General features: G+C 54.1%; 20 protein-coding genes. 13 read left to right on the plus strand and 7 right to left on the minus strand.

Annotated features, from left to right (window positions below; genetic code table 11):
• The 8 genes from AC2FLB_RS18615 to AC2FLB_RS18650 form a co-directional block, all read left to right on the plus strand.
• Positions 1-1,178, plus strand: a 1,178-nt coding sequence (locus AC2FLB_RS18615) for an arginine deiminase (protein WP_496709835.1), incomplete at its 5' end; no start/stop codon positions are given.
• A gap of 30 nt (positions 1,179-1,208) precedes the next feature.
• Complete coding sequence (gene argF / locus AC2FLB_RS18620) at positions 1,209-2,210, plus strand: ornithine carbamoyltransferase (protein ID WP_142636395.1); 1,002 nt, start codon at positions 1,209-1,211, stop codon at positions 2,208-2,210.
• Positions 2,211-2,213: 3 nt separating this feature from the next.
• On the plus strand, positions 2,214-3,146 hold the full coding sequence (arcC, locus tag AC2FLB_RS18625) for a carbamate kinase (RefSeq protein WP_496709836.1): 933 nt from the start codon (positions 2,214-2,216) through the stop codon (positions 3,144-3,146).
• A gap of 171 nt (positions 3,147-3,317) precedes the next feature.
• Positions 3,318-3,932 carry a DUF4178 domain-containing protein gene (locus tag AC2FLB_RS18630; protein ID WP_496709837.1) on the plus strand — a complete coding sequence of 205 codons (615 nt, stop codon included), beginning with the start codon at positions 3,318-3,320 and terminating at the stop codon, positions 3,930-3,932.
• On the plus strand, positions 3,929-5,230 hold the full coding sequence (locus AC2FLB_RS18635; protein WP_496709838.1) for a DUF4178 domain-containing protein: 1,302 nt from the start codon (positions 3,929-3,931) through the stop codon (positions 5,228-5,230). Before AC2FLB_RS18630 ends, AC2FLB_RS18635 begins: the two co-directional genes overlap by 4 nt.
• A gap of 1 nt (position 5,231) precedes the next feature.
• Entirely contained in the window at positions 5,232-5,396 is a 165-nt protein-coding gene (locus AC2FLB_RS18640; RefSeq protein WP_496689284.1) for a hypothetical protein, read from the plus strand.
• Positions 5,397-5,406: 10 nt separating this feature from the next.
• Positions 5,407-5,631, plus strand: a complete 225-nt coding sequence (locus AC2FLB_RS18645; RefSeq protein ID WP_142636390.1) for a DUF350 domain-containing protein — start codon at positions 5,407-5,409, stop codon at positions 5,629-5,631.
• Entirely contained in the window at positions 5,628-7,169 is a 1,542-nt protein-coding gene (locus tag AC2FLB_RS18650; RefSeq protein ID WP_496709839.1) for a polyamine aminopropyltransferase, read from the plus strand. The genes AC2FLB_RS18645 and AC2FLB_RS18650 overlap by 4 nt, the downstream gene beginning before the upstream one ends.
• On the opposite strand, the gene speD is transcribed toward AC2FLB_RS18650, so the two are convergent.
• Positions 7,140-7,541, minus strand: coding sequence for an adenosylmethionine decarboxylase (gene speD, locus AC2FLB_RS18655; protein ID WP_281995110.1), 402 nt, complete (start codon positions 7,539-7,541; stop codon positions 7,140-7,142). The genes AC2FLB_RS18650 and speD overlap by 30 nt on opposite strands.
• A gap of 335 nt (positions 7,542-7,876) precedes the next feature.
• Here speD and AC2FLB_RS18660 point away from each other — a divergent pair, with 335 nt between their 5' ends.
• Together AC2FLB_RS18660 and AC2FLB_RS18665 are read left to right on the plus strand one after the other, a co-directional pair.
• Positions 7,877-9,040, plus strand: coding sequence for an ATP-binding protein (locus tag AC2FLB_RS18660; RefSeq protein ID WP_496709840.1), 1,164 nt, complete (start codon positions 7,877-7,879; stop codon positions 9,038-9,040).
• Between the two features lie 410 nt (positions 9,041-9,450).
• A complete protein-coding gene (locus AC2FLB_RS18665) occupies positions 9,451-11,472 on the plus strand; it encodes a DEAD/DEAH box helicase (RefSeq protein ID WP_496709842.1) in 2,022 nt (673 codons plus the stop codon).
• Between the two features lie 383 nt (positions 11,473-11,855).
• Here the strand turns inward: AC2FLB_RS18665 and AC2FLB_RS18670 are convergent, their stop codons facing one another.
• The 3 genes from AC2FLB_RS18670 to AC2FLB_RS18680 all read right to left on the minus strand — a co-directional run bounded on the left by AC2FLB_RS18670 (position 11,856) and on the right by AC2FLB_RS18680 (position 16,447).
• A complete protein-coding gene (locus AC2FLB_RS18670; RefSeq protein WP_496698393.1) occupies positions 11,856-13,457 on the minus strand; it encodes a BCCT family transporter in 1,602 nt (533 codons plus the stop codon).
• A gap of 29 nt (positions 13,458-13,486) precedes the next feature.
• Positions 13,487-14,566, minus strand: a complete 1,080-nt coding sequence (locus AC2FLB_RS18675) for an extracellular solute-binding protein (protein WP_185956670.1) — start codon at positions 14,564-14,566, stop codon at positions 13,487-13,489.
• An 846-nt stretch (positions 14,567-15,412) separates the two neighbouring features.
• On the minus strand, positions 15,413-16,447 hold the full coding sequence (locus AC2FLB_RS18680; protein ID WP_496709843.1) for an AraC family transcriptional regulator ligand-binding domain-containing protein: 1,035 nt from the start codon (positions 16,445-16,447) through the stop codon (positions 15,413-15,415).
• A gap of 343 nt (positions 16,448-16,790) precedes the next feature.
• Here AC2FLB_RS18680 and AC2FLB_RS18685 point away from each other — a divergent pair, with 343 nt between their 5' ends.
• On the plus strand, positions 16,791-17,243 hold the full coding sequence (locus tag AC2FLB_RS18685; protein ID WP_496691577.1) for a hypothetical protein: 453 nt from the start codon (positions 16,791-16,793) through the stop codon (positions 17,241-17,243).
• A 687-nt stretch (positions 17,244-17,930) separates the two neighbouring features.
• On the opposite strand, the gene AC2FLB_RS18690 is transcribed toward AC2FLB_RS18685, so the two are convergent.
• Positions 17,931-19,025, minus strand: a complete 1,095-nt coding sequence (locus AC2FLB_RS18690) for a tyrosine-type recombinase/integrase (protein ID WP_496676957.1) — start codon at positions 19,023-19,025, stop codon at positions 17,931-17,933.
• 353 nt (positions 19,026-19,378) lie between these two features.
• Here AC2FLB_RS18690 and AC2FLB_RS18695 point away from each other — a divergent pair, with 353 nt between their 5' ends.
• Positions 19,379-19,813, plus strand: a complete 435-nt coding sequence (locus tag AC2FLB_RS18695; protein WP_131726293.1) for a helix-turn-helix domain-containing protein — start codon at positions 19,379-19,381, stop codon at positions 19,811-19,813.
• Entirely contained in the window at positions 19,813-20,400 is a 588-nt protein-coding gene (locus tag AC2FLB_RS18700) for a hypothetical protein (RefSeq protein ID WP_058281576.1), read from the plus strand. Before AC2FLB_RS18695 ends, AC2FLB_RS18700 begins: the two co-directional genes overlap by 1 nt.
• Positions 20,401-20,822: 422 nt before the next feature.
• Here AC2FLB_RS18700 and AC2FLB_RS18705 read toward each other — a convergent pair whose 3' ends face one another.
• Positions 20,823-21,029: a hypothetical protein gene (locus tag AC2FLB_RS18705; protein WP_496676962.1), complete on the minus strand. Its 207-nt coding sequence runs from the start codon at positions 21,027-21,029 to the stop codon at positions 20,823-20,825.
• 228 nt (positions 21,030-21,257) lie between these two features.
• Positions 21,258-22,259: an ABC transporter permease gene (locus AC2FLB_RS18710; protein ID WP_299664546.1), complete on the minus strand. Its 1,002-nt coding sequence runs from the start codon at positions 22,257-22,259 to the stop codon at positions 21,258-21,260.
• Positions 22,260-22,267: the final 8 nt, after the last annotated feature.

Below are 22,267 nucleotides of genomic sequence, written 5' to 3' on the forward strand. Positions count from 1 at the left end.
TCTGCGAACCGGGTCTGGCCCATTCCCGCCTGACCCCCGGCAATGCGGCAGAGTTGCTTTATGACGATGTCCTTTGGGTGCACAAAGCCCGCTCTGACCATGCCGATTTCCGCATGAAGATGGAGGATCGCGGGGTTCAGGTTTTAGAATTCCAGACGCTGCTTGCAGAAACGCTGAAGGACAAGGGAGCCCGTAATTGGGTTCTGGACCGCCGCATTACCGAAAATCAGGTGGGCGTCGGTATGCTGAATGAGCTGCGCGGCTGGTTGGATGAGATGGCGGCCAAGGATCTGGCCAGATATCTGATCGGCGGCATCGCGGTCGAAGATATGCCGTTCAAACCCTCAGGTATGTTCGGCAGCTATCTGGGGCCATTGGGCTTTGTGATTCCACCGATTCCAAATACGCAGTTCACTCGTGACAACAGTTGCTGGATCTATGGCGGCGTGACGGTCAACCCGATGTACTGGCCGGCGCGGCGCCCCGAAACCCTGTTGGTGACCGCGATCTACAAGTTCCACCCCGAGTTCCGCGACGCAGATTTCGAGATCTGGTGGGGTGACCCAGACAAGGATCACGGCGCGGCCACGGTCGAAGGCGGTGATGTCATGCCTTGGGGCAATGGCAGTGTGTTGATCGGCATGGGCGAACGGACCAGTCCGCAGGCGGTTGGTCAGGTCGCCCGCGCTCTGTTTGCCAAAGGCGCGGCGGAGAGGGTTGTTGCCTGTCAGATGCCCCGCAGCCGCGCGGCTATGCATCTGGATACAGTGTTCAGCCATTGCGACCGTGAGACCGCGACTGCCTATGTTGATGTCTGTAACGACATCCAGTGCATCAGCCTGCGCCCCGGAAACAAAGAGGACACGATCGACTTCCGGCGCGATGACAAACATCTGTTCGATGTGGCCGCCGAATGTCTGGGGATCAAATCTCTGAACATCGTGCAGACCGGCGGAGACGCATTTAATCAGGAACGCGAGCAATGGGACGACGGCAACAACGTGGTGGCGTTAGAGCCCGGCGTGGTCGTCGCCTATGACCGCAACACCTATACCAACACGCTGCTGCGCAAGGCGGGGGTCGAAGTGATCACGATCTCGGGCTCGGAACTGGGGCGCGGACGCGGCGGCGGGCATTGCATGACCTGCCCGATCTGGCGTGACCCCGTTGATTATTGAACCCGATTACTGAAAAAAGGAGATTGACCAATGGCATTTAACATCAAAGGCCGCAGCTTTCTGAAACTGCTCGATTTCGACCAGCGTGAGCTGCGTTATCTGCTGGACCTGTCGCGCGATCTGAAGCGCGCAAAATATGCGGGGTCTGAAATCCAGCATCTAAAAGGCAAGAACATCTGCCTGATCTTCGAGAAATCCTCGACCCGGACCATGTGCGCCTTTGAAGTGGCCGCGATGGATCAGGGTGCCGGTGTCACCTATCTTGGGCCCTCGGGGTCACAGATCGGGCATAAGGAAAGCATGAAGGACACTGCCCGCGTGCTGGGCCGCATGTTCGACGGCATTGAATATCGCGGTTTTGGGCAGGAACTGGCGGAAACACTGGCCGCCAATGCGGGCGTGCCGGTCTATAACGGGCTGACCGATGAGTTCCACCCGACCCAGATGCTGGCCGATCTGCTGACCATGCAGGAATATGGTGAAAAGCCCCTGCATGACATCAAATACGCCTATGTGGGCGACGGGCGGTCCAATATGGGCCATTCGCTGATGATCGCGGGCTGCATGATGGGGATGGACGTCCGCATCGCCGCCCCACGTGATCTGTGGCCGTCCGACGAATTCCGCGGTCCGGCAGAAGAAGCCGCCGCGCGTTACGGCGCGACGCTGACCATCACCGATGATCCTGCGGCCGCCGTGGATGGCGTGGATTTCATCCACACCGATGTCTGGGTCTCGATGGGCGAAGCACCCGAGGTCTGGGACAGCCGGATCAAGCAGCTGACCCCCTATCAGGTCAACAGCGCGTTAATGGCAGCGGCAAACAATCCAAACGTCAAATTCATGCATTGCCTGCCCGCCTTTCACAATACCGAGACTAAAGTGGGCGAAGACATCCACGAGAAATTCGGCATCACCGAAATGGAGGTCACCGAAGAGGTATTCGAAAGCCCCGCCGGTATTCAGTTCGAACAGGCCGAAAACCGAATGCACACAATCAAGGCCGTTCTGGTCGCCACATTGGGGGCCTGAGCCATGCGGATCGTCGTCGCCCTAGGGGGCAATGCGCTGCTGCGGCGCGGTCAGGCCCTGACCGCCGAGAACCAGCGTGAAAACACGGCCATCGCCGCTCAGGCGCTGGCCACCATTGCCGAGGGGAACGAGTTGATTGTGACCCACGGGAATGGCCCTCAGGTGGGATTACTGGCCCTACAGGGCAACGCCTATAAACCGGATGAGGCCTATCCGCTGGACGTGCTTGGGGCGGAAACCGAGGGCATGATCGGGTACATGATCGAGCAGGAGTTGGGCAACCGTCTGCCGCCCGAGACGCCTCTGGCCACGCTGCTGACCATGATTGAGGTCGATGCCAAGGATCCCGCCTTTGACGACCCCACAAAATTCATCGGTCCGGTATATGACAAACCCGAGGCTGAACGATTGGCCACCGACAAGGGCTGGCAAATTGGTGCGGATGGTGACAAATGGCGACGGGTTGTTGCCTCTCCGCTGCCGAAACGGATTTTTCAAATCAGGCCGATTAAATGGCTGCTGGAACGGCAAACCGTGGTGATCTGTGCCGGTGGCGGTGGCATTCCCACGGCCTATACTTCTCCGGGTTATCTGGAGGGGATAGAAGCGGTGATCGACAAGGATCTGGCCTCAGAGCTGCTGGCCCGAGAGGTCGGCGCCGATCTGTTCATTTCGGCAACGGATGCTGATTGTGCCTATCTGGACTGGGGTACCGATACTCAGCGTGGCATAAAAGCCTCCTCACCAGATGCCATGGCCAAGTTCAATTTCGCCGCCGGTTCGATGGGCCCAAAGGTCGAGGCCGCCGCCCAGTTTGCGCGGCTTACCGGCAAATCCGCAGCCATCGGCGCACTGGCCGATCTGGCGGATATCGTTGCGGGCAGGAAGGGCACAACCATAAGCAAAGACGCAGCTGAAATCCTATTTCACGACTAACTCAGATGATTGCTGGGGCTGACGGCACCTCTAACAGAACCGCCAGCGTGTTCAGTTCCACCTAAGTGGTTCTGTTTGAATTCTGGCAACAAGGGCGAGGCGGCACCGGACGTGTATTCTCCAGAACCAATAACGGCTTGAACTTTCATTTTCTTTGCGCGACTTGAAAGCATGAAGACTTTGAACTGTCCAATCTGCGGTGCGCAAACCCCGATTGCGCTGAAAGGGATAAAGGTTGCCACCTGTGCGTCCTGCGGTACGACGTTGATGATCAATGATGTCCAGGTTCAATCGGCGGGCCAGCAGGGTGAGATGCACGATGCACCGCTTTTGTTCGGGATAGGCGATCAAGTGCAACTGGGTCGAACGTCGACATTGATTCTTGGTCATGCGCGCTATTCCTACGGGCGGGGGTTCTGGGATGAGTTCTGCGGTGTCGATGGTGATGGCCGCACCTGCTGGATATCGCTCGATGAGGGAGATGTCGTTCGGCAGAAACGCTTGACCGAAAAGGACACGCCGAAATTCATGCCTCCGTTCAAGCTGGGCGAAACGCTGGATTTCGACGCGGCCACATTCACGGTTACCGAAGTTGAACATGCCGAATGCATCGCCCTGCGCGGACAATTCGATGAGGTGCTAACGGTCGGGGAAAGCCATGAATTCGTGAACGCATCCGCCGGAGACGAGGCTCTGTTGTCCGGCGAATTCTGGCCGGGTCATGCGATCTGGTTCTACGGTCGGTGGTATGACGCATTTGATGTGAAGGTTCAGCGGCAGTCATGACCCGAAATCCAAGTCTTCTTTCGATCAACTGCACTTGCTGCGGCGCCGGTCTGGATGTGCTGGGCGGGGGCAGGGTGATCGTGCAGATCTGTTCCTATTGCGGGGCCGAACTGGATGCACAGAACAACTACCGGACTCTACGCCAGTTCAAGGATCAGAAACGCCCGGAAACTCCGCTTTCGATTGGGATGAGTGGGTCGTTGTATGGTGCTGAGTTCACCATAATCGGTCTGATCGAGCATGCCGAACGCTGGGGCGGACGGGTCTATCAATGGATAGACCATCAGCTCTATTCGCCAACTCACGGCTATGCCTGGCTAACGCTTGAGGCGGGGCATCTGGTGTTTTCCAAACGCTATCGCGGATCGGCCTGGATGTCGGAGCGGTGGGTTGAGACAGCGGAATCTCCTCCCTCTGTGACGACCGAGGATGGGCGCTTTGTGTATTACGAGACCACCACAAGCGCGGTCACCTATGTCGAGGGCGAATTCACCTGGACGCCTTCACTGGGCGAAAAGACAACGACGATTTCAGCGATGTCTGATACGGCGATGCTGGGGTTTTCGACCACTGGGTCCGAACGCGAGACCTATCGCTCGTTCTATGTTTCGAAACAGCAGGCCGAAGCAGCTTTTGGGGTTTCATTGAACCTGAACCCACATCGGGTGCATCCGCTGCAACCTTTCATCGAGGGCCCAAACTATAGATTTCTGCTGGTCGTATCATTCGTGTTTACGATCCTCTGTCTTGTGATGGCGGTCTCCTTCTCTCAACGATCAGGAGAGAGGGCGATAGAGCGTCAGGCGCTAAAACGTGGCGACTTCCCGGCCGAGATCACAATCCCGCTTGAAGCCAATAGCCAACTGACGAAGGTTTCCTTTTCGGGCAATGTTGAAAACAGTTGGATCTATCTGGACATCGAGCTGCTTGATCCGGACGGAGAGCCGGTGTTCCAGGCGGGTCGGACGATCGAATATTACACCGGCCGCGACTCGGACGGCACATGGCGTGAAGGCAGCAAATTTGCGAGCCTGACGTTTCGGCCAGATCGCACGGGTGACTACACATTGGCACTGGACGTGCCAGAGCAGGGGCTTTGGAACGGGTCGGGCGTAGGCCATGTACCGGGGCAGCCGTTCAGCCAGTTGCAAGTCAGAGTTATAACCGGACTGTCCAGTGGTCTTTGGTCATTCGCGCTGGCCGGGGTTTTTGGAGCGCTGTTCCTGTTTCAGTTCGGGCGCAAATGGTTGCATCAACGCGCCCGGTGGTCGGGAACTGATTGGGTAGATGAGGATTAAAGTGACAGCTTTCAGGATCATTTTCATCGTCATTTCAACCCTGGCCGTGGCCGCCACGGGTTATGTCTCGTGGCATGGGTATTGGGCCGAAAGCCGTGACTTGGACACTTCGGTTCGGGTCGGCAGCGGTGGCGGCGGGTACTATCGGTCAAATCGGATAAAATAGTGAGGGATCAATGGATTATATAGCAGCAATTCAGATTGCAGAAATCATCAGCACAATCTTTTACACCCTTCTGGGTGTGACGCTGATGTGGGTCGTGTGGAAGGTGATCGACTGGATGACACCCTTCTCGGTCGTCCACGAAATCGAAAAGGATCAAAACATCGCGCTGGCGATCCTGATTGGGCTGCTGTTTGTAGCGGTGTCCATCATCATCGCGGCCGTCATCCTGTCATGACCCAGCCCCGCGCGGTTGAGGCGCGCGCCGCGTGGTTGTTGCTGGCCACCTTTCTGGTGGCCGTCGCCGGGCTGATCTACGAGCTGATTGCCGCCACCTTGTCCAGTTATTTGCTGGGGGATTCCGTCCGCCAGTTTTCACTGGTAATTGGCATCTTTCTGTCGGCGATGGGAGTAGGTGCTTGGCTGTCGCGTTTTGTCTCGGATGCGTTTTCCGGTTTTGTCTGGGCGCAGATCCTTCTGGGCATCGTTGGCGGTTTTTTGGCGCCGGTGCTGTTTCTGAATTATGCGTGGTTGGGGCAGGTGGCCTTGCCGCTTTACGGCGCTTTGATTGCCATTGGCATCCTGTCCGGGATGGAGATCCCATTAATTGCCCGTGTGCTTGAACAGATCGGGGCGCTGAAGTTCCGATTTGAGAACGTGCTGAGCGTCGACTACATCGGAGCGCTGGTCGCCTCATTGGCTTTTCCACTATTGGTGATCCCGTATCTGGGGCTGATGTCCGCGAGTCTGGCTTTTGGTGGTCTAAACCTTGCCGTGGCTGGCCTGTCTCTGCTGGTGTTTCGGGAATGGGCTACGCGGGTCCAGGTTGCGGTTTGGGCGGTGGCCTTTGTGGCAACGCTGGGCGCACTGTGGCAGTCCGAACGGCTGGTCTCGGTCGCCGAGGCCGAACTGTTCGAAGATGATGTAATCCTGTCCGAGGCCACGTCGTATCAGCAGATCACCGTCACCCGGTACCGCGACCGGGTGCGCCTGTTTCTGGATCATTCGATCCAGTTCGATTCCCTTGACGAACACCGCTATCACGAGCCACTGGTGCATCCAGCCATGGCCCTTGCGCCGCGCGCGCGTGACATTCTGATCCTGGGGGGTGGAGACGGCATGGCCGCGCGCGAGGTGCTGCGCTATCCCGAGGTGCAGTCTGTGACGCTGGTGGATCTTGATCCGCGTGTGACGCAGTTGTTTCGCGACCATCCAGATCTGTCCAAGCTGAACGACAATGCTCTCAGCGACCCGCGCGTGACGGTTGTCAACGAAGATGCCTGGAGATTTCTGGAGTGGGAAACCCAGATTTACGACGTGGTGATCATTGATCTGCCAGACCCCAAATCCATCGCCTTGTCCAGACTATACACCAAGCAATTCTACGGCTTGCTGGCCGAACGGCTAAGCGGGCAGGGGGTCTTTGTCACCCAGGCCGGATCACCGTTCTTTGCTCGGCAGGCCTTTTGGTCGGTGGCCGAAACGATCGAGAGCAGCCGCAATCCGCAAAGGCCCGGACGGAGACTGCAGGCGGTTCCCTATCACAGCTACGTGCCGAGCTTCGGCGAATGGGGGTTTGTTCTGGCTACATTTGAACCATTGACCGACCGTAGAATCGAACTGCCGGATGGGTTGAGCTATCTCGACGATGATGTTTGGCGCGCGGCACAGATTTTTGGCGGTGATACCGACCGGGTCGATGCCGAACCTAATACACTGCAATCGCACGCATTGATGGGATACTACTTAGACGGTTGGGACTACTGGTTCCGGTAAACCGCGGTTGACGCGCGTAATTTCAACTCGGGCAGGGCGCAGGTGCTTCTCAAGATATGCGACCGCTTTGTCCGGTTGCGTTGTGCCACACATGAAGATGTCGATGGCGGCATAATCATTTTCCGGCCAAGTGTGGATCGAGATATGGGATTCTGCCAGCAACAACACTCCGGTCACACCGCCATGCCCGCCAAATTTGTGGAACTTGCCCGACAGTATCGTTGCGCCAGCCTCCCGCGCCGCGCGGGTCAGTGCCTCTTCGATGCGCATAACGTCGGTTAGGTATAGGCTGCCGTAATGATCGACCAGAATATGCATTCCCGAGCCAGCCAGCGTGCCTGTGTCAGCGTTTTTGATTGCCGGTATGGTCATGATCCTGGTCCTTTCTGCGATTTGATTTTTCGCAGATTCTTAGGGGTTTGTGCGCGGCAAGTACCTAGTTGGCTTCGCCCTTCAGGGCAATGGAAATGAAATTGAGGGACGCAAAGAGGACTCTTCGAATTTTTTAGTTAAGAAAGAAGAACGTACTCAGGTTAAATTTTCTCTTGATCAAATGGGACGCAGCTTTCCACGATTATGCTCGACCTAAGGTCCAGACTTGCGTGTCATGGTTTTGGGGTGAAGGGCCGAGACGATAGGGTTTCACTGGACAGTAATTTGGAATTTTATCCTTGTAAATCTTCCATCAAATGGAATAAATGCAAGGTATGATCAAGCGCGGTGATAGAAAGTCAGTCGAAGACTCTCTCGAGAACCAGGCGGGCGTAGTCCTGCTTGGGCCGCGGCAAGTTGGGAAGACAACTCTCGCGCAGGATATCGCTGAAAGCCGTGACGCTGTCTATCTTGATATGGAGAGATCTGCTGATCGCCAGGTGCTCGAAGAGCCAGACCTCTATCTCGACGAGCAGGTTGGGCGCCTGGTGGTGATCGATGAAGTTCAGCTTATGCCGGGCCTGTTTAAGGCATTACGCGGTCAGATTGACCGACGACGAAGACAAGGGTATCGGACTGGGCAATTCCTGCTGCTGGGGTCGGCCTCGAACACGCTTCTGCACCAAAGCGCAGAATCCTTGGCTGGCCGGGTCAGCTATCACGAGCTGACGCCTTTCATCTTGTCGGAAACCGGAGTGGACTCGATCTCTGCGCTGTGGTTGCGGGGTGGGTTTCCAGATAGCTTCCTTGCCAAGAACGACAAAACCAGCCTGGCATGGCGCGAGGATTTCATCCGCACTTATCTGGAACGCGATGTTCCGGCTTTTGGGTTGCGCATTCCAGCGGAAACACTGCGCCGGTTTTGGACGATGCTTGCCCATGAACAGGGCGGGCTACTCAACGCGGCAAAACTCGCGGGAAACCTTGGCGTATCGGGCCAGAGCGTTGCGCGCTATCTTGATTTGCTGGTCGACCTGATGCTGGTGCGCCGTTTGCAGCCATGGCATTCCAATGCCGGAAAACGTTTGGTCAAATCTCCCAAGGTTTATATTCGCGATTCCGGGCTGGCCCATGCACTTCTTGGGATCGAAACACCGGAAGACCTGCTTGGGCATCCGGTTGTCGGCGGCAGTTGGGAAGGGTTCTGCATCGAAAACCTGATCGCCGCGGCACCGCGCGGAACAGAAGCAAGCTTCTATCGCTCTTCAGCAGGGGCTGAGGTGGATTTGATGTTGAAACTTCCCCGCGGCGGCCTCTGGGCCATAGAGATCAAGCGGACGACATCAGCGAAGGTCACGCGTGGGTTTCACATCGCGACAGAAGAATTGGACGTCTCAGAGCGCATCCTTGTCTATGCCAACGACAAGGAAGTGCCGGGGCAGGGAGGTGTGCGAGCTATGCCTCTCATGAGCGCAATGAAACGGCTGGCGTCTGCATAGACGCAAGAGGGACCGCGCCATTGGCTCAACGTCATGCCCTAAATTCGAAGAAAACGTGGTCGTAGAAGCTATCGAATCCGACTGCTTGTAGTAGATTTCCCGAAGGAGTAGTCACGTTGACCGCCAGCCCGACAGGGACAGCTGGTTTACAGACGGTTGAAAGCTCTACAGAAAAACGCCTGTTTTGATTATTCCAAGCCTGCGCTTCTGCCGCGTCTCAACAAATTGAACCGAAAGCGGCGAGGGTCTCAAGCCGCTACTGAAAGGGAGCAGTATGGGCAGGATACGGGATTTTCAGCGCATCTGCCCCGGTTCGTGGCTATACAATAGTCAAGACACTCGTTAAGGGGCTGTCTTTACCCATGGATGATGCATTGATTGCAATACCGCACAATCCCATCTCCTGACCGATGAAAAGAACCACCGCTGTGAAACAAACCATTGCAAATGCGCTGGCTCGCAAGGGCTATGACACCTTAACCCAAGTTCAGCAGGCTGTAACCCGGCCCGAACTGGAGGGGAAGGATATGCTGGTTTCGGCCCAAACCGGATCGGGTAAAACCATCGGATTCGGTCTGGCGATTGCGCCGCGACTTCTGGGTGACGCTGAGACTTTCGAAACCTCGGGCGCACCGCTGGCACTTGTTGTAGCACCAACAAGGGAACTGGCGCTGCAGGTCAAGCGTGAACTGAGCTGGTTGTTCGCCGATGCGGGCGCGTTTCTGGCGTCCTGCGTGGGAGGCATGGATATTCGGGATGAACGTCGCGCGTTGGCGCGTGGCGCGCATATTGTTGTAGCTACTCCGGGACGGCTGCGGGATCATATCATGCGGGGCTCGATCGACCTGACGGCCATTCGCGCCGTGGTTCTTGATGAGGCCGACGAGATGTTGGATCTCGGGTTCCGAGAGGATCTGGAATTCATTCTGGATGAAACACCATCAGACCGTCAGACTTTGCTGTTTTCTGCCACTGTCCCACGTGCGATTGCCAATCTGGCGACACGGTATCAGCGCGATGCAGAACGTGTGAGCACCGTCAGCGAAAAGACGCAGCACGCCGATATCGATTATCGTGCTATGTTGGTCGGCCCGCGCGACGGCGAGAATGCAATTATCAATGTGTTGCGCTATTATGAGGCGCCGAACGCCATCGTGTTCTGCAATACCCGCGCGATGGTGTCACGTCTGACAGCGCGCCTGTCAAACCGGGGCTTTTCGGTCGTCGCCCTATCCGGAGAATTGACCCAGAGCGAACGCTCGAACGCTTTGCAGGCCATGCGCGATGGGCGTGCCAGGGTCTGTGTGGCAACGGATGTTGCCGCCCGCGGTATTGATTTGCCTAACCTTGATTTGGTGGTCCATGCGGAACTGCCAAACAGCCATGAAACACTGCTGCACCGCTCGGGTCGAACAGGCCGGGCCGGACGCAAGGGCGTTAGCGCACTAGTGGTTGCACCCGCGTCGCGGAAAAAGGCGGAACGTATTCTGAAATTCGCCAAGCTGACCGCCGATTGGGGGACAGCCCCGTCAGCCGAAGAGGTGACCGAACGCGATCAGGTGAGGATGTTCGCATCGGATGACTGGCAAGCAGAGATCACGGAAAGTGAACGCGCAGCAGTTCAGAAAATGGTAGAAAGCTTTGCCCCTGAGCAGATTGCAGCAGCTTACCTGCGGCAGTACAAGCTGCGTCATTCCGCGCCAGAAGAGTTGTCGACGGTCGATCAGCAAAGCCAGAAACCGCGCGCGGCCTTTGGCCCCAGCGTCTGGTTTTCGCTGTCCGAGGGGCGCAATCAAAATGCGTCGCCGCGTTATATGCTGCCGATGATCTGCAAGTCAGGCAATCTGACGAAGGATGACATTGGGGCCATCAGGATTGCCGATGATGTGACCTATTTCGAGATACGTGAGCCCAGCGTCGAAGGGTTTCTGACAGCCGTTGGGCCCGAGATGAAGATCGAAAAGGTCAAGAATCTCGTGCGTCTGGACGCGGCACCGGACTTTGCTGAAACTGGCCGGACCAAGCCCATCGGAAAGCAAAGAGGCAAACCGATTACGAGCAAACGAGATACGACTCCGACCGAACGGAGCAGCACTGCAACTTATGGACGTCGCAAGCCTGAATCCGAGGGCCGGGCACCTTCCAGCCCTGCAGAACGTCCCACAAGGGCCGTCAAATCAGCCAAAGTAGAACGCCAGCGTGCTTCGAAAGACGAGGCAGATGCCTTGTTCAAATCGGTTGGTGCAAAGCCAAAGGCACGTAAGGGCGGTAAATCTGAAGCCAAAGGCGGCGACATCAAATCTGCCCGAACAGCGTCAAAGGGTCCACCTCCACCCAAAGGTAAGTCAAGCAGCAAGAAGAACCGAGCGCGAGTCGCAGCGGCCAAATCTACAAAAGGTGGCGATTCTGTCCCGAAACGGCGGAAGACTTAGCCTGCATTCCATTCCGAACCTGGGTTCTTGGCTCTGGGCATTACCTTTAAGGGACAATGGAAGGCATGGGCGAAAGAAACCGCACCATCACGACCAGGATCGGACTATCCCCCACAATGTACCTTTGGTTCACGGGTCGCGATTGTGTGAGAGGCTCACCTTAGAGAGCCGGACAAGCCTATCCAGTTTCTGTACCACGCGGGTAGCAGAGATGCTGGTGGAAACCATTCGGCAGAGGTTCTTTCGTATTCGTTTGCTCTAAGAAAGTTTGGCAAACTTCACATCAGAACGAGGAAAGCTTCGCGGACAGGTCGAAACCCATGTCTGTAATTGTCGAGAGGCAGATGTAACTGCCTCTCGACAAATTGAACCACAATGGCTGCCTATCTGTTGAGGAACTCCATTTCGTACTTATCCTCAACATCGGGCACTGGATGCTCAGCGTGAAGCGACGAGACAATACCATAGATCATGAATAACAAGATCACAGCGATTGGTAGCCCTGCGACGATGGACGCTGTCTGTAGCGCGCTCAACCCACCGGCCAGCATTAGGACACCGGCAACAACGCCTGCGGTAATACCCCAAAACACACGGAACTTGATTGGCGGATGCTCGTCACCCATCGACAGCATTGTGCACATCACCAGTGTCCCCGAGTCAGAAGACGTGACAAACCACGAAATCAGCAGAACCGTAATCAACACCGTGATCGGGTACACCAACCATGTGTAGCCAAATCCTTTGACCGTTTGGAATACGCCAGCGGCGTAGTCATTGTTGACCGCCTCGACGACACCTGCGTCGTAGAACAGATCAACACCGGCTGCTGCGCCACCAAAGACACCCATCCAGAGCATCACGACTGAGGTTGGAATAAGAAGAACGCAATAGCAGAATTGCTTGATCGTCCGCCCCTTTGATACCCGCGCAATGAACAGTCCAACAAACGGGCACCATGCGATCCACCAGCCCCAGTAAAAGATCGTCCACCAGCTCTGCCATTGGTTTTCGGGCTCACCGTTGATCCAGAAACCCATGGGTATCACCGTCCAGAGGTAATCTCCAAATCCGGATATGGTTATGCCCAACAGGAATGCCGTTGGTCCCAGAATGATGAACAGGAGCAGCAGGCCAACACTTGCCATAACGTTGGCTTCAGACAAGATACGCACGCCTTTGCCAACACCCGATGCAGCAGAAGCCGTGCCAAGACAGGTGATGATTGCGACGAGGATCAACTGATTTGTCTGGGTGTTTGCCATCCAGCCAAGATCCTCAAGACCGGCGGCGATTGGTGTGACGCCCAACCCCAATGAGGTTGCGAGGCCAAAGATTGTACCAAATACGCCAATCAGATCGACGAGATGACCCCAAGGACCATAGATCCGTTCCTTCAGCACAGGATAAAGAGCGGTGCGCAAAGTCAGAGGAAGCCCATGGCGGTACGAGAAATATGCAAGGCAGAGGCCAACCAGCACATAAAGGGCCCAACCGTGGAAACCCCAGTGGAAATTCGTGATCGTTACTGCAGAAACCGCGGCGTCAACCGAACCTGGTTCAATTCCCGCCCGTTCAAGGAATGGGCTGCCTTGGATATGGAACATCGGCTCTGCAACGCCCCAATAGATCAGACCAGATCCCAAGCCCGCACTAAACAGCATGCAAATCCATGAAAACGTTGAAAAATCAGGCTCGTCATCATCCTTGCCCAGCTTCACGTGTCCGAACCGGCTGATCATAAGCCATATTACAAAAAACAGTGCCGCGTTAACGACCAGTACATAGAACCAGTCCAGGCTACCGATGATGAAGTTTTTACCTGTCGCAAAGATCGCACTTGAAGCTTCAACATCACGGATCGTGAAGAACACAAACCCCAATATCATCACCATCGAAGCGATACCCATCGTCGGATTCATACCTTTGAACAAGCCGCTCTTTGCTACAAGATTGTCAGGTTTCTGTGTTGATTGATCACTCATTTTGCACCTCTTAGACCTGTTGTTTCGGCTTACCGTGTTGAACCCGCAGCGCCCTGACGGGCGGAGGTTGCGAGCCAGGACTGGAACGCCTCTTCCAGGCGCCCGTGGTTGGTGGCCCACCACTCGGCGTCCGACAGAATGTAAAGATTGTCTTCATACGCCGGACCGTTCGGGATGCGCTCCAAAACGTCGTCTGACAGGAGTGTCATCGAAGATTTTCGGGTTGGACCATTTGGCAGGTGCCCGACCATATCGGCCAGCGAATTTGAGCTGCTAGCAAAACGAATAAAATCAATAGCTTCTTCTTTATTCTGGCTTCCTTTTGGAATGCCGAACAGATCCAGCTCAATCACACGGCCGTCCATGTTGACCGTAAAATCGGAACCATCTTCCTGGGCGGCCGTTGCACCGGTAGTGGCCCAAATCGATGACATAGCAATGTCGCCAGAGTTCAACAGGCGTACGGGTTCGCGCCCGGTTTCCCAGATTTGCAGGCCGGTTTTTATGTCGTCCATCTTTTTCAGCGCGCGCTCAACACCTTCTTCGGTTTCGAGCGTTGGATACACATCATCGCGGGCTACGCCGTCGGCCATAAGGGCCCATTCCATGATCACTGTCGGATCATTTCGGATGGCACGTGGCCCAGGATAGGTTTCTGTGTCGAAGAAATCCGAAATGGTTGATGGAGGCGTTTCTGCGAATTGAGAATTGTTATACGCATATGCGGTGCCCCATACGATGACTCCTACGCCACAATCATTCAGGGCACCTTCGACAAAATCCTCGCGAAATGGTGTACCATCGACGCCATCAGGCAGTTCTATGTCAGATATGTTTTCCAGCAAGCCCTCTTCGCAGGCGCGCAGTGAATCTGCTTGCGTAAGGTCGACCACATCCCAAATCACATTTGCGCTTTCGACCTGATCGCGGATTTCCGAGATGCCACCATTGTAATGTGCAACATGCACATCGGCGTTTTTGGCTTGCTCATAAGGGCGCACAAACCCAAGCATCTGACTTCGCATGTAAGGGCCGGTCCAGGATGTGAAGGTGATGGACGGCCCGGGCTCTGGGATTGTGGTTTCGCTCTCAGAGTTACTTTGCGCCATCGCATTACTCAAAGAGAGAGTAGAAAACAGCGCAGCTATCATTATCCGACAGCCCCTGACCGCCTTTAGCCTATAGTATATCATCAAATTCCTCCCTAGTCGCTTCTAATTTTGTATAAGCGCTTTGTTTGGGTCGTCCTCCTGGTCAATTCCCAGCACATTCAGCAAGAATACATCAAATTCACCCTGATGATCAGCAATAATCAAAAATTGCGAAAGCTAAATACGACTATTCCGCCAGACAGAGCGACAGATTTGGCAGAGCGACCAAGAAACAAGGCTTGCGGTTACAGGCTGTTTTCCAGAAGCCAGCGATACAGAGAAACCGGTTCCTGTTCATCGACCACAGTTAATTACGGACCTGATCTTGGGGCTATCTCACCTTCGACGAAAGAGCCTCAGGGGCGTGCGCGGGCGCTGGAATGACGACGCCCACGGGCGTAAAGTTGATGTTTTTTCTCAAAACCTTGATGTGTCATCGCAATAAATCTGACCGACAGATCGCCAAATTGAATGCACACACAGCGTTTCAAACACGCTCAACCGAAAGGAACCAAGAAATGAAAAAGGCACTGATTTCCTTCGTCACCGCGTTCGCCATTGTTCTGAGTGCTGGAATGTCCATGGCGCACCCGTTGGATGGCTACGACCACCAAACTTCCAAAGCGGCTGGCCCTGGCTTCCATTTGAACTCAGAACTATCGAGTTCCGACCCTTGTGATTCATGCACTGATGCATGGGGATAAACTTTAACAGCGGATGCTTTGGACTGCGTTTGAGACGATGAGCATCCGCTTTCTTGCCCCAGCCTGCAATGTTAACCGATTTGCACATCCTGAGGTCGACCTAAGCGGTTCGAGCACTGCCCGGAGATTGGCCCGTCCAAGTCTTGTAGGCATTGCTAAACGCCGCTTGATCAGAATAACCAAGCGCAAAAGCAATCTCAGGCAGACTTAGCTTGGGGTCATCAAGATACTGCTCTGCCAGCCTTGCACGGATGTCCTTTAGCAGTTGTTTGTAAGTTGTGCCTTCCTTGGCAAGTTTGCGCCCAAGTGTGCTGATGCTCATCCCCAGTGTCTTCGCGATATCATCTTGTGTTGGAGCGCTAAAAGACAGTCGCGACGTTATCTCGCTCTGCACCAAAGAACTTGTTTCACCTATTACTGGCGGTAAATCGTTCATCAACGTTTGCACATGTTTTTCAAGGTGCAGAAGCAATGCGGGGTCCGTATCCTTGATCGGGATATCCATCACTGCTTTATCGAACAAGATGCCGGGAACTCTTTGTTTCTGCTTGATATTGACTGACAATGCACTAGAGATTTGGGTCCGCTTTTCTTCGGTCAATTCATGCGGAAAACGTATCTCAAGGACTGGCAAAGGCGTCTCAGCCGCAATTTGAAGGCTGGTCAAAAAAGCAGACATTCGAAACTCATTGTGAGCTCCATCAGAGCGCATCAGTTCAGCGATGGAGTCTATCTCCAGAAACATGCCACGTTCTTCTTCATAGAAGGACAGTTTGGCAAAGCCCCGAGCCAAGCGAGCATAGTTCACTGCCTTCTCGATTGCCTCGCCAACGGTCGGAGAGTTCAAAACGACATAGCTGAGGAGTGTAGTCTTTCTGGGGTTGAAGGTTTTTCCCGCAGTGATCGCAAACAGGGGGTCTCGGGTCTCTTGCACTGCAAGCTCCAAGAGTCGGAGCTCATTGCGAACATCAACAAAATCCGGCGGAGTTTTGTGACAATCAACGGGTAAGTTGGTCGATCTCAGAAGCGCAACAATATCTGAACCACGGTTTTCCAGAAGCCTGACTATGTGATGCACACCAAAACCTGGAACATTCCAAGATTGGCCGTCAGAACTCACTTTGTCCTCTTTCATGCTCATATGCCGCCCGAGACTGAAGTACCCTGCTAATCAGGGCGTTTTGTGTTTTAGGTAACAATACGCAGGGTCCAAAAGCCATGCCAAGAAATCGTTTAAGTGCTGCCACAAGGCAGGCAGTAGCGACCCAACACAGGGCAACCAAAGCCCACTCTTCCTTAGCTTAATCTCCTGCCGGCTGGTCCGACGAATAGGCGTAGCTCTATGCAGCTACGTTGGTCGACCTATCCGCGGCTTGGCAACTTGAAAGAAAATGCCAAAAAACTGAGCTCTTCTCACAATATCCAAAGCTGTCGCGTTCCTAGGTTTGAAATGTATCGGCAACTTAAGGAGATCAAGAATGGAACGTATTAACATCATCAAAAAGCTCATTGTTGCACCAACCCTGGTGATTGCCCTGTCCACCGGAATGGCCATGGCAGAGCCGGGCCACCACTCGGGTACTGGCGCCCATATCACTCAGACTGGGATGTCTCGGAACGCCACGCCTGAAACAACGGAATTCCCAACCGTTACCGGAAAAATTGTTAACCGAATAACAAACCTTTCCCCGTTGGAGGCGGCGCAAAATGTGGGAACATCCCAGGATTCTACGACTGTTACCGGGAAGATTGTTAACCTCATAGCAAACCTCTCGCCGCTTGAAACGACGCAGAATGTTGGAACATCCCACTGGATCGGAAGCAGCGACGGCGTTGCCGCCAACAATACAATAAACATCAATTCGGATGCCCAATTTATCGACCATGTGCCCACAGAAAACCAAGGCGGCATGGATTCCCCAGCTCCATAGTGTCACCGCGGGGCGTTTAGACAAGTTGAGGACCAACCTTCGCCCCGCATTACAGCCATTTGTTAGCCAGCAAAACCTAGGCATACTTTTTTGCTGTTTGGGGCTCACCGCACGAGGGACGACACATAGACCGGCGAAACTTCTGTAAAGGTTCGAAAAGAACTTCATCGATCAGCTTGGGCCTTGCGTATGTCCGCTCAAAAGTCCCAACTGCAAAAGGGCTCCGACCGGCCTTGCAATTTGATACAATTTATCTTGCCCCGACGCGCCTCCGGCGATGATCGTTGTCTGAACTTTTCCTGATGGCGCGACAGAGGTTTCTAGAGGCTCGCAGAGCCTCATTCCTTGCGCCGAGCCGTTTCAACGCTTCATTGTAGGCCAACCAGTTCGTCATTTTGACTTCGTGGGGGTAAAGCTGCTCATACCACACAGCTATCACCTTGGATTCATGCAGTGAATTCCCAGACCAATTTGTGCGAAAAAGTAGGTAAATTGGTCAAACAGCAAAAAATCTCTGCAGTTGAAACCTTGCTTTATTGGTCGGAGTGAGAGGATTCGAACCTCCGGCCCCTGCCTCCCGAAGGAACGGGCCTGACTTTAACCCATTGTAATTATTGTAATGTACTATCATTTCACTGTTCCTTTGTTCACGTTTGTACCGATCTATATCCGGAAATGATCTGGATATCAGATTGCATCCGCCGCTCCTCTCTGGTGATCAGGGTGATGATGCCCATAGTTCTTCTCAAGCGTTTCGTGGGTCATACCCAGGAAGCCGCAGGCGTCCCACTTGGGCGCCCCCTTTTGCATTAGCCAGGTCGCACAGGTGTGCCGCAGAGTGTGTGGAACGACTTTTCGGTCCCCCTCGGTCTCCAAGTCTGCCGCCACAACGGCAGTCCTAAATGCGCGTTTGACGTTCTGCAGTGACTTGCCGCGATGGGTGACTACGAATTCGTCTACCGGAAACCGCCTTCGTCGGCATAGCAGGTGCTTCTTCAGACGCGCAGGCAGCCTAGAACTCGGGCGTTCCTTTTTCGTGCGGCGCCGTCCAACGGGGTTCCAGTAGATGATGTTGCTATGAAAATCGATATCAGACCAGCGCAAGGATAGGATCGCCTCCTTTCGCTGGCCGGTCAGCAATCCGATCCTAAGAAACAGAGTCAGGTGCTCAGTCTTTGACTCGGTCGGCACGCCATCCTCCAGAGGCGTATCGAAGCTCCGCGATACCCGGATTAGCCTTAGCGCTTCATCACATGTCAGGAATCGGATACGACCCTCGGGTTTCGGAGGTAGTCGGACCGTTATTTTGCGCGTGATTAGCTGATCTTCCTCGGCACGCCGGATAGCAGTGGAGAGCAAACTGAGCTCCCTTCGCAAGGTGCCGTCCTTCAGCCCCTTGTCTCGACGGCTCTTCCGGCGTTTCTGGCAGTATTCTTTAATGAGCACATCGTTGATATCGCCCACGGCATAGCCATCAAAAAACCTGATGATTGGCTTTGCTGCATTGGCTAAACGCTCCGGGTCAGTAACGTCGTCAAATCGCTTCGCCAGATAGTGCGAAACTGCGTCAGTCACATAGAATTCGTGTGGCTCGACCGCGCGATCCGGCCTGAAGCGCCTTAGCTTCCATTCTGCGAAGTAGAGTTCAGCCTGGTCGCGATCCCCAGTGCCAGTCGAGTGCTCACGGCTGCGTCCCCCTTCGGTCCAGTAGATGTACCAATTGCCATCGGCGAGGCGTTTTCGGTCGCGTGCAAGGCGGGGCGGGGTCGGTTTGCGGGGCATGCTTTCACCGTAAATTGATCGAGGTATCGTTCCCACGCACCATTGGGAATCTTGGGGTTTCGTCGGCCTGGGGCTGTATAAATATGATCCAGCATGTCTTCGCGGATTAGATAGCGAACGTTTGAAACGGGGATGCCCACTCGTTCAGCTAATTCCCTTGGTGTCTCGAGAATTTTTTGCAATTTCAACTCCTCAATGACTGCACACATATCGAGGCAAAATTTTCGTTTTGCGTTCAGATCGAAACAAAACTACGATAATGCTACCTAAAACGAACTAAATGCCTCTATGAGCGGTTACATTGAATAGAGATAACCATAATCGTGGTCAATGCAACCACAAAAAGGTACATCATGACTGTTCCTGACCTAGGGGTGCGCCTTGCGGCTGTCCGAACCGAGGCGCGTCTGTCACAAGAAGAAATGGCGCAACGACTTAGCATCAGTCGAAGTGCATATCAGTACTATGAACGTGGCCAACGCGACCTAACCGCCACCCTACTTCTGAAGGTTTATGAAGAATTCGATGTCGATCCGCTCTGGATGCTCGAAGGGGACACTGCTGAAGGCAAAAGCCGCCGACATTCGGAAATGGCGCATGCCTATCGTAAACTTGGAATCGCAGTTGAGCACAGAATAATTAATCGCGGCCTTGTTGTAGCACCCGAAAAGAAATGGGACGCTATAGATTTTCTTTTCAAAGAAGCTCTGAGCCCCGAAACGATTGAGGGCCTTAACCAAGTGCCCGATATAGCCAGAATTGACACCATCTTAAGGTTAGTCGCTTGATGTTAGAGAACGAAGTTTTGCGAAAAGCCGAGCAATTGAGGCCGCGCAAAGTGGGCGTGTTGGGCAAGGTAGATAGCATCCTAGAAGAGACCCAACTTGATGCACCGTACCAACCTGGAAGCTCCAACGGAGTTAGGCCGACTAGAGGTTGCCCGAATGCCACGGAATGTGAGGCCTGCGGAGGGATTGAGTATCTTTCTAGAGAGTTTTGTCGTTGCGGCCATTATTTACGTGGCCAACTAGAAGACGAGTACTTGTCATGGGTGCGTAGGCTGGAGCATGAGGTTGAAGAAATATCTACGGATTATTTGCAGAAGCAGAAGAAGTTGAAAAAAGGTTTGATGCTTACAATTCTTCTTCTCACCCCTCCGATAGCCGTTCAAGTTACCAGCCCAGATCTACTAGGGCTTTTCGCGTACCTTTGGATACTAGCCGGGCTTGTTGTTGTGTGTATTCTTGCGTTTATAGAAGCAAGACTTGCGCGCCCAACCAATGATGCTACTGAATTTCTGCAAAACTCCTCTCTCCAAGTCTATCTGGAACACAGAAATCTAATCTTGAACTCAAGTCCGGATGCTTCTGGATAGACTGGTTCCCTCAAAAGTATGATGGAAGCATGAGTTTTAGTTCTATCGATTTATTTGCAGACTGCTGCGGCCTTTCGCTCGGGCTTAGGATTTGCATTCCCTGGAACTTGTACTTCAACATTTGGTTGCAGCGCGTGTTTGTCCTGTTAGGATCATTGAAAATAAGAGATTTTTTCAGGCTAATATTCAGCGCCTCGACAGGCTCGTTGAGCCCGTTCCTGCCGTTTAGCGAGAGTCGGTCTTTCGCATATGCGGTAGGTCAAAAACCGCACATTCCGGACGTTCAAATTCCAGTGTCGGATGGCAAGGCTGCGGGACTTTGCTGCCCTACATGATGACCGATCAAACGTCTGCTTTTGCAGTGCTTTAGAAACATCGTGACACAATCGTTCAGTAATCAAGGGCACTGTGACCGCGGGGATTCACTCTTTAGACTCTTGATCTGACGCCTCGTCCGGCCAACCAGAAAGGAAAAACTGCCAGGTCGCGATGGTCCCAATCGCGCCAAACAGAATGGCCCAGAACAAGTTCCCGGTTACAAGCTCCAAGATCGCCCATCCAACGCTCAAGAGTGTGACGGCAACCCGCCGCCAGAGCGGAAGAAAGAAGGGTACGCGAAGTTCGAACATGTTCATCCGGGGATCACTCCAACGATGTGGAACACGCGATGTTAGACCTCTGGCATGATAGTTGCGCCGGTAAATGCAATCAACTAACGTCCTTCCCCACGGTTACATGTCTCAAGTTCTGTGCACACCATTGACCGTTGCGATTGTCGACGGTGCACGCAGCCAATATTTGATTCCTCGGCATCGTAGCGCACAGCTCCGGCAGCCACACCACGATGTCATTCGCTGTCACTTCACAACGTCTACCTTGCTTCTGTTTAGCGAAATAGCGATTGCAGCAATCAGCAAAACACCCAAGGCGACCTGGCTCCACGAAGGGGGTACGCCCGCGATTGTCAGCCCATTGCGGACGATTGTCAGGGTCAATGCCCCGATGATTGTTTTGACCACACTGCCATAGCCACCTGTCAGCGGCGTACCACCAAGCGCAACCGCAGCAATTGCGTCGAGCTCAATCATCAGACCCGCCTGGGGCGTCGCCGCTCCTGCCCTTGCCAGGTTGACGCAAGCCGCCAATCCCACCATCAGCCCTGCAGCGGCAAAGACCTTGATCTTGAACGTCGTGACATTGATGCCGACCAGGCGGAGAACCTTCTCGTTGCCTCCAACGGCTCGCAACTGTTGACCAAAAACAGTCCTCTCATAAAAGGCCCACATAAACAGCGCGACAATCGCCGCGAGGATGAAGATCGCGGGGAATTTGCCCATCGACAGAAGCCAAGGTGCTGCGACAGACGAGATGTTGGTGCCGCCTGACACGCTATCGTCCGTTATATAAATCGCCGTGCCGTCTGATGCGATAATCACAACGGCGCGCACGATGATCAGCATTGCCAATGTTGTCACAAATGATGGGATCTTGAGCAGTGAAATAATCAGGCCGTTGACCATGCCAACAAGGCCACCTGCGACAATTCCCAGGATCAAGCCCACATCCCCGAACCAGAGCATTCCAAGTGCACCCAGAAACGCCGAAAATGCCAGGCTTGACCCGATGGAGATATCAATTGAACCAGTTGTCACGATCATCAACTGCGCGAATGCCAGTAACATCAAGACAGGCGTTTGCTGCGCAATGAACGTCCAGTTGCGCATCGACATGAAGCGGTCGCCCGAGATCGCCCAGAACAACAAGATTACCAGAACAATGGCAATGAAAGGCACATAGTCTCGCAACATTTCGGCGCGTTTGGGCGTCAGGAATGGGCGGGAGGCGGTTGTTTCGGTCATGTCGTTCT

It is taken from the genome of Ruegeria sp. CDSA236, from assembly GCF_059611285.1.

What these genes read in the sequence shown, in the direction of transcription:
- argF (WP_142636395.1), top strand. Translation starts at nt 1,209, where the DNA reads ATGGCATTTAACATCAAAGGCCGCAGCTTTCTGAAACTGCTCGATTTC.
- arcC (WP_496709836.1), top strand. Translation starts at nt 2,214, where the DNA reads ATGCGGATCGTCGTCGCCCTAGGGGGCAATGCGCTGCTGCGGCGCGGT.
- AC2FLB_RS18630 (WP_496709837.1), top strand. Translation starts at nt 3,318, where the DNA reads ATGAAGACTTTGAACTGTCCAATCTGCGGTGCGCAAACCCCGATTGCG.
- AC2FLB_RS18635 (WP_496709838.1), top strand. Translation starts at nt 3,929, where the DNA reads ATGACCCGAAATCCAAGTCTTCTTTCGATCAACTGCACTTGCTGCGGC.
- AC2FLB_RS18645 (WP_142636390.1), top strand. Translation starts at nt 5,407, where the DNA reads ATGGATTATATAGCAGCAATTCAGATTGCAGAAATCATCAGCACAATC.
- AC2FLB_RS18650 (WP_496709839.1), top strand. Translation starts at nt 5,628, where the DNA reads ATGACCCAGCCCCGCGCGGTTGAGGCGCGCGCCGCGTGGTTGTTGCTG.
- speD (WP_281995110.1), bottom strand. Translation starts at nt 7,541, where the DNA reads ATGACCATACCGGCAATCAAAAACGCTGACACAGGCACGCTGGCTGGC.
- AC2FLB_RS18660 (WP_496709840.1), top strand. Translation starts at nt 7,877, where the DNA reads ATGATCAAGCGCGGTGATAGAAAGTCAGTCGAAGACTCTCTCGAGAAC.
- AC2FLB_RS18665 (WP_496709842.1), top strand. Translation starts at nt 9,451, where the DNA reads ATGAAAAGAACCACCGCTGTGAAACAAACCATTGCAAATGCGCTGGCT.
- AC2FLB_RS18670 (WP_496698393.1), bottom strand. Translation starts at nt 13,457, where the DNA reads ATGAGTGATCAATCAACACAGAAACCTGACAATCTTGTAGCAAAGAGC.
- AC2FLB_RS18675 (WP_185956670.1), bottom strand. Translation starts at nt 14,566, where the DNA reads ATGGCGCAAAGTAACTCTGAGAGCGAAACCACAATCCCAGAGCCCGGG.
- AC2FLB_RS18680 (WP_496709843.1), bottom strand. Translation starts at nt 16,447, where the DNA reads ATGAAAGAGGACAAAGTGAGTTCTGACGGCCAATCTTGGAATGTTCCA.
- AC2FLB_RS18685 (WP_496691577.1), top strand. Translation starts at nt 16,791, where the DNA reads ATGGAACGTATTAACATCATCAAAAAGCTCATTGTTGCACCAACCCTG.
- AC2FLB_RS18690 (WP_496676957.1), bottom strand. Translation starts at nt 19,025, where the DNA reads ATGCCCCGCAAACCGACCCCGCCCCGCCTTGCACGCGACCGAAAACGC.
- AC2FLB_RS18695 (WP_131726293.1), top strand. Translation starts at nt 19,379, where the DNA reads ATGACTGTTCCTGACCTAGGGGTGCGCCTTGCGGCTGTCCGAACCGAG.
- AC2FLB_RS18700 (WP_058281576.1), top strand. Translation starts at nt 19,813, where the DNA reads ATGTTAGAGAACGAAGTTTTGCGAAAAGCCGAGCAATTGAGGCCGCGC.
- AC2FLB_RS18705 (WP_496676962.1), bottom strand. Translation starts at nt 21,029, where the DNA reads ATGTTCGAACTTCGCGTACCCTTCTTTCTTCCGCTCTGGCGGCGGGTT.
- AC2FLB_RS18710 (WP_299664546.1), bottom strand. Translation starts at nt 22,259, where the DNA reads ATGACCGAAACAACCGCCTCCCGCCCATTCCTGACGCCCAAACGCGCC.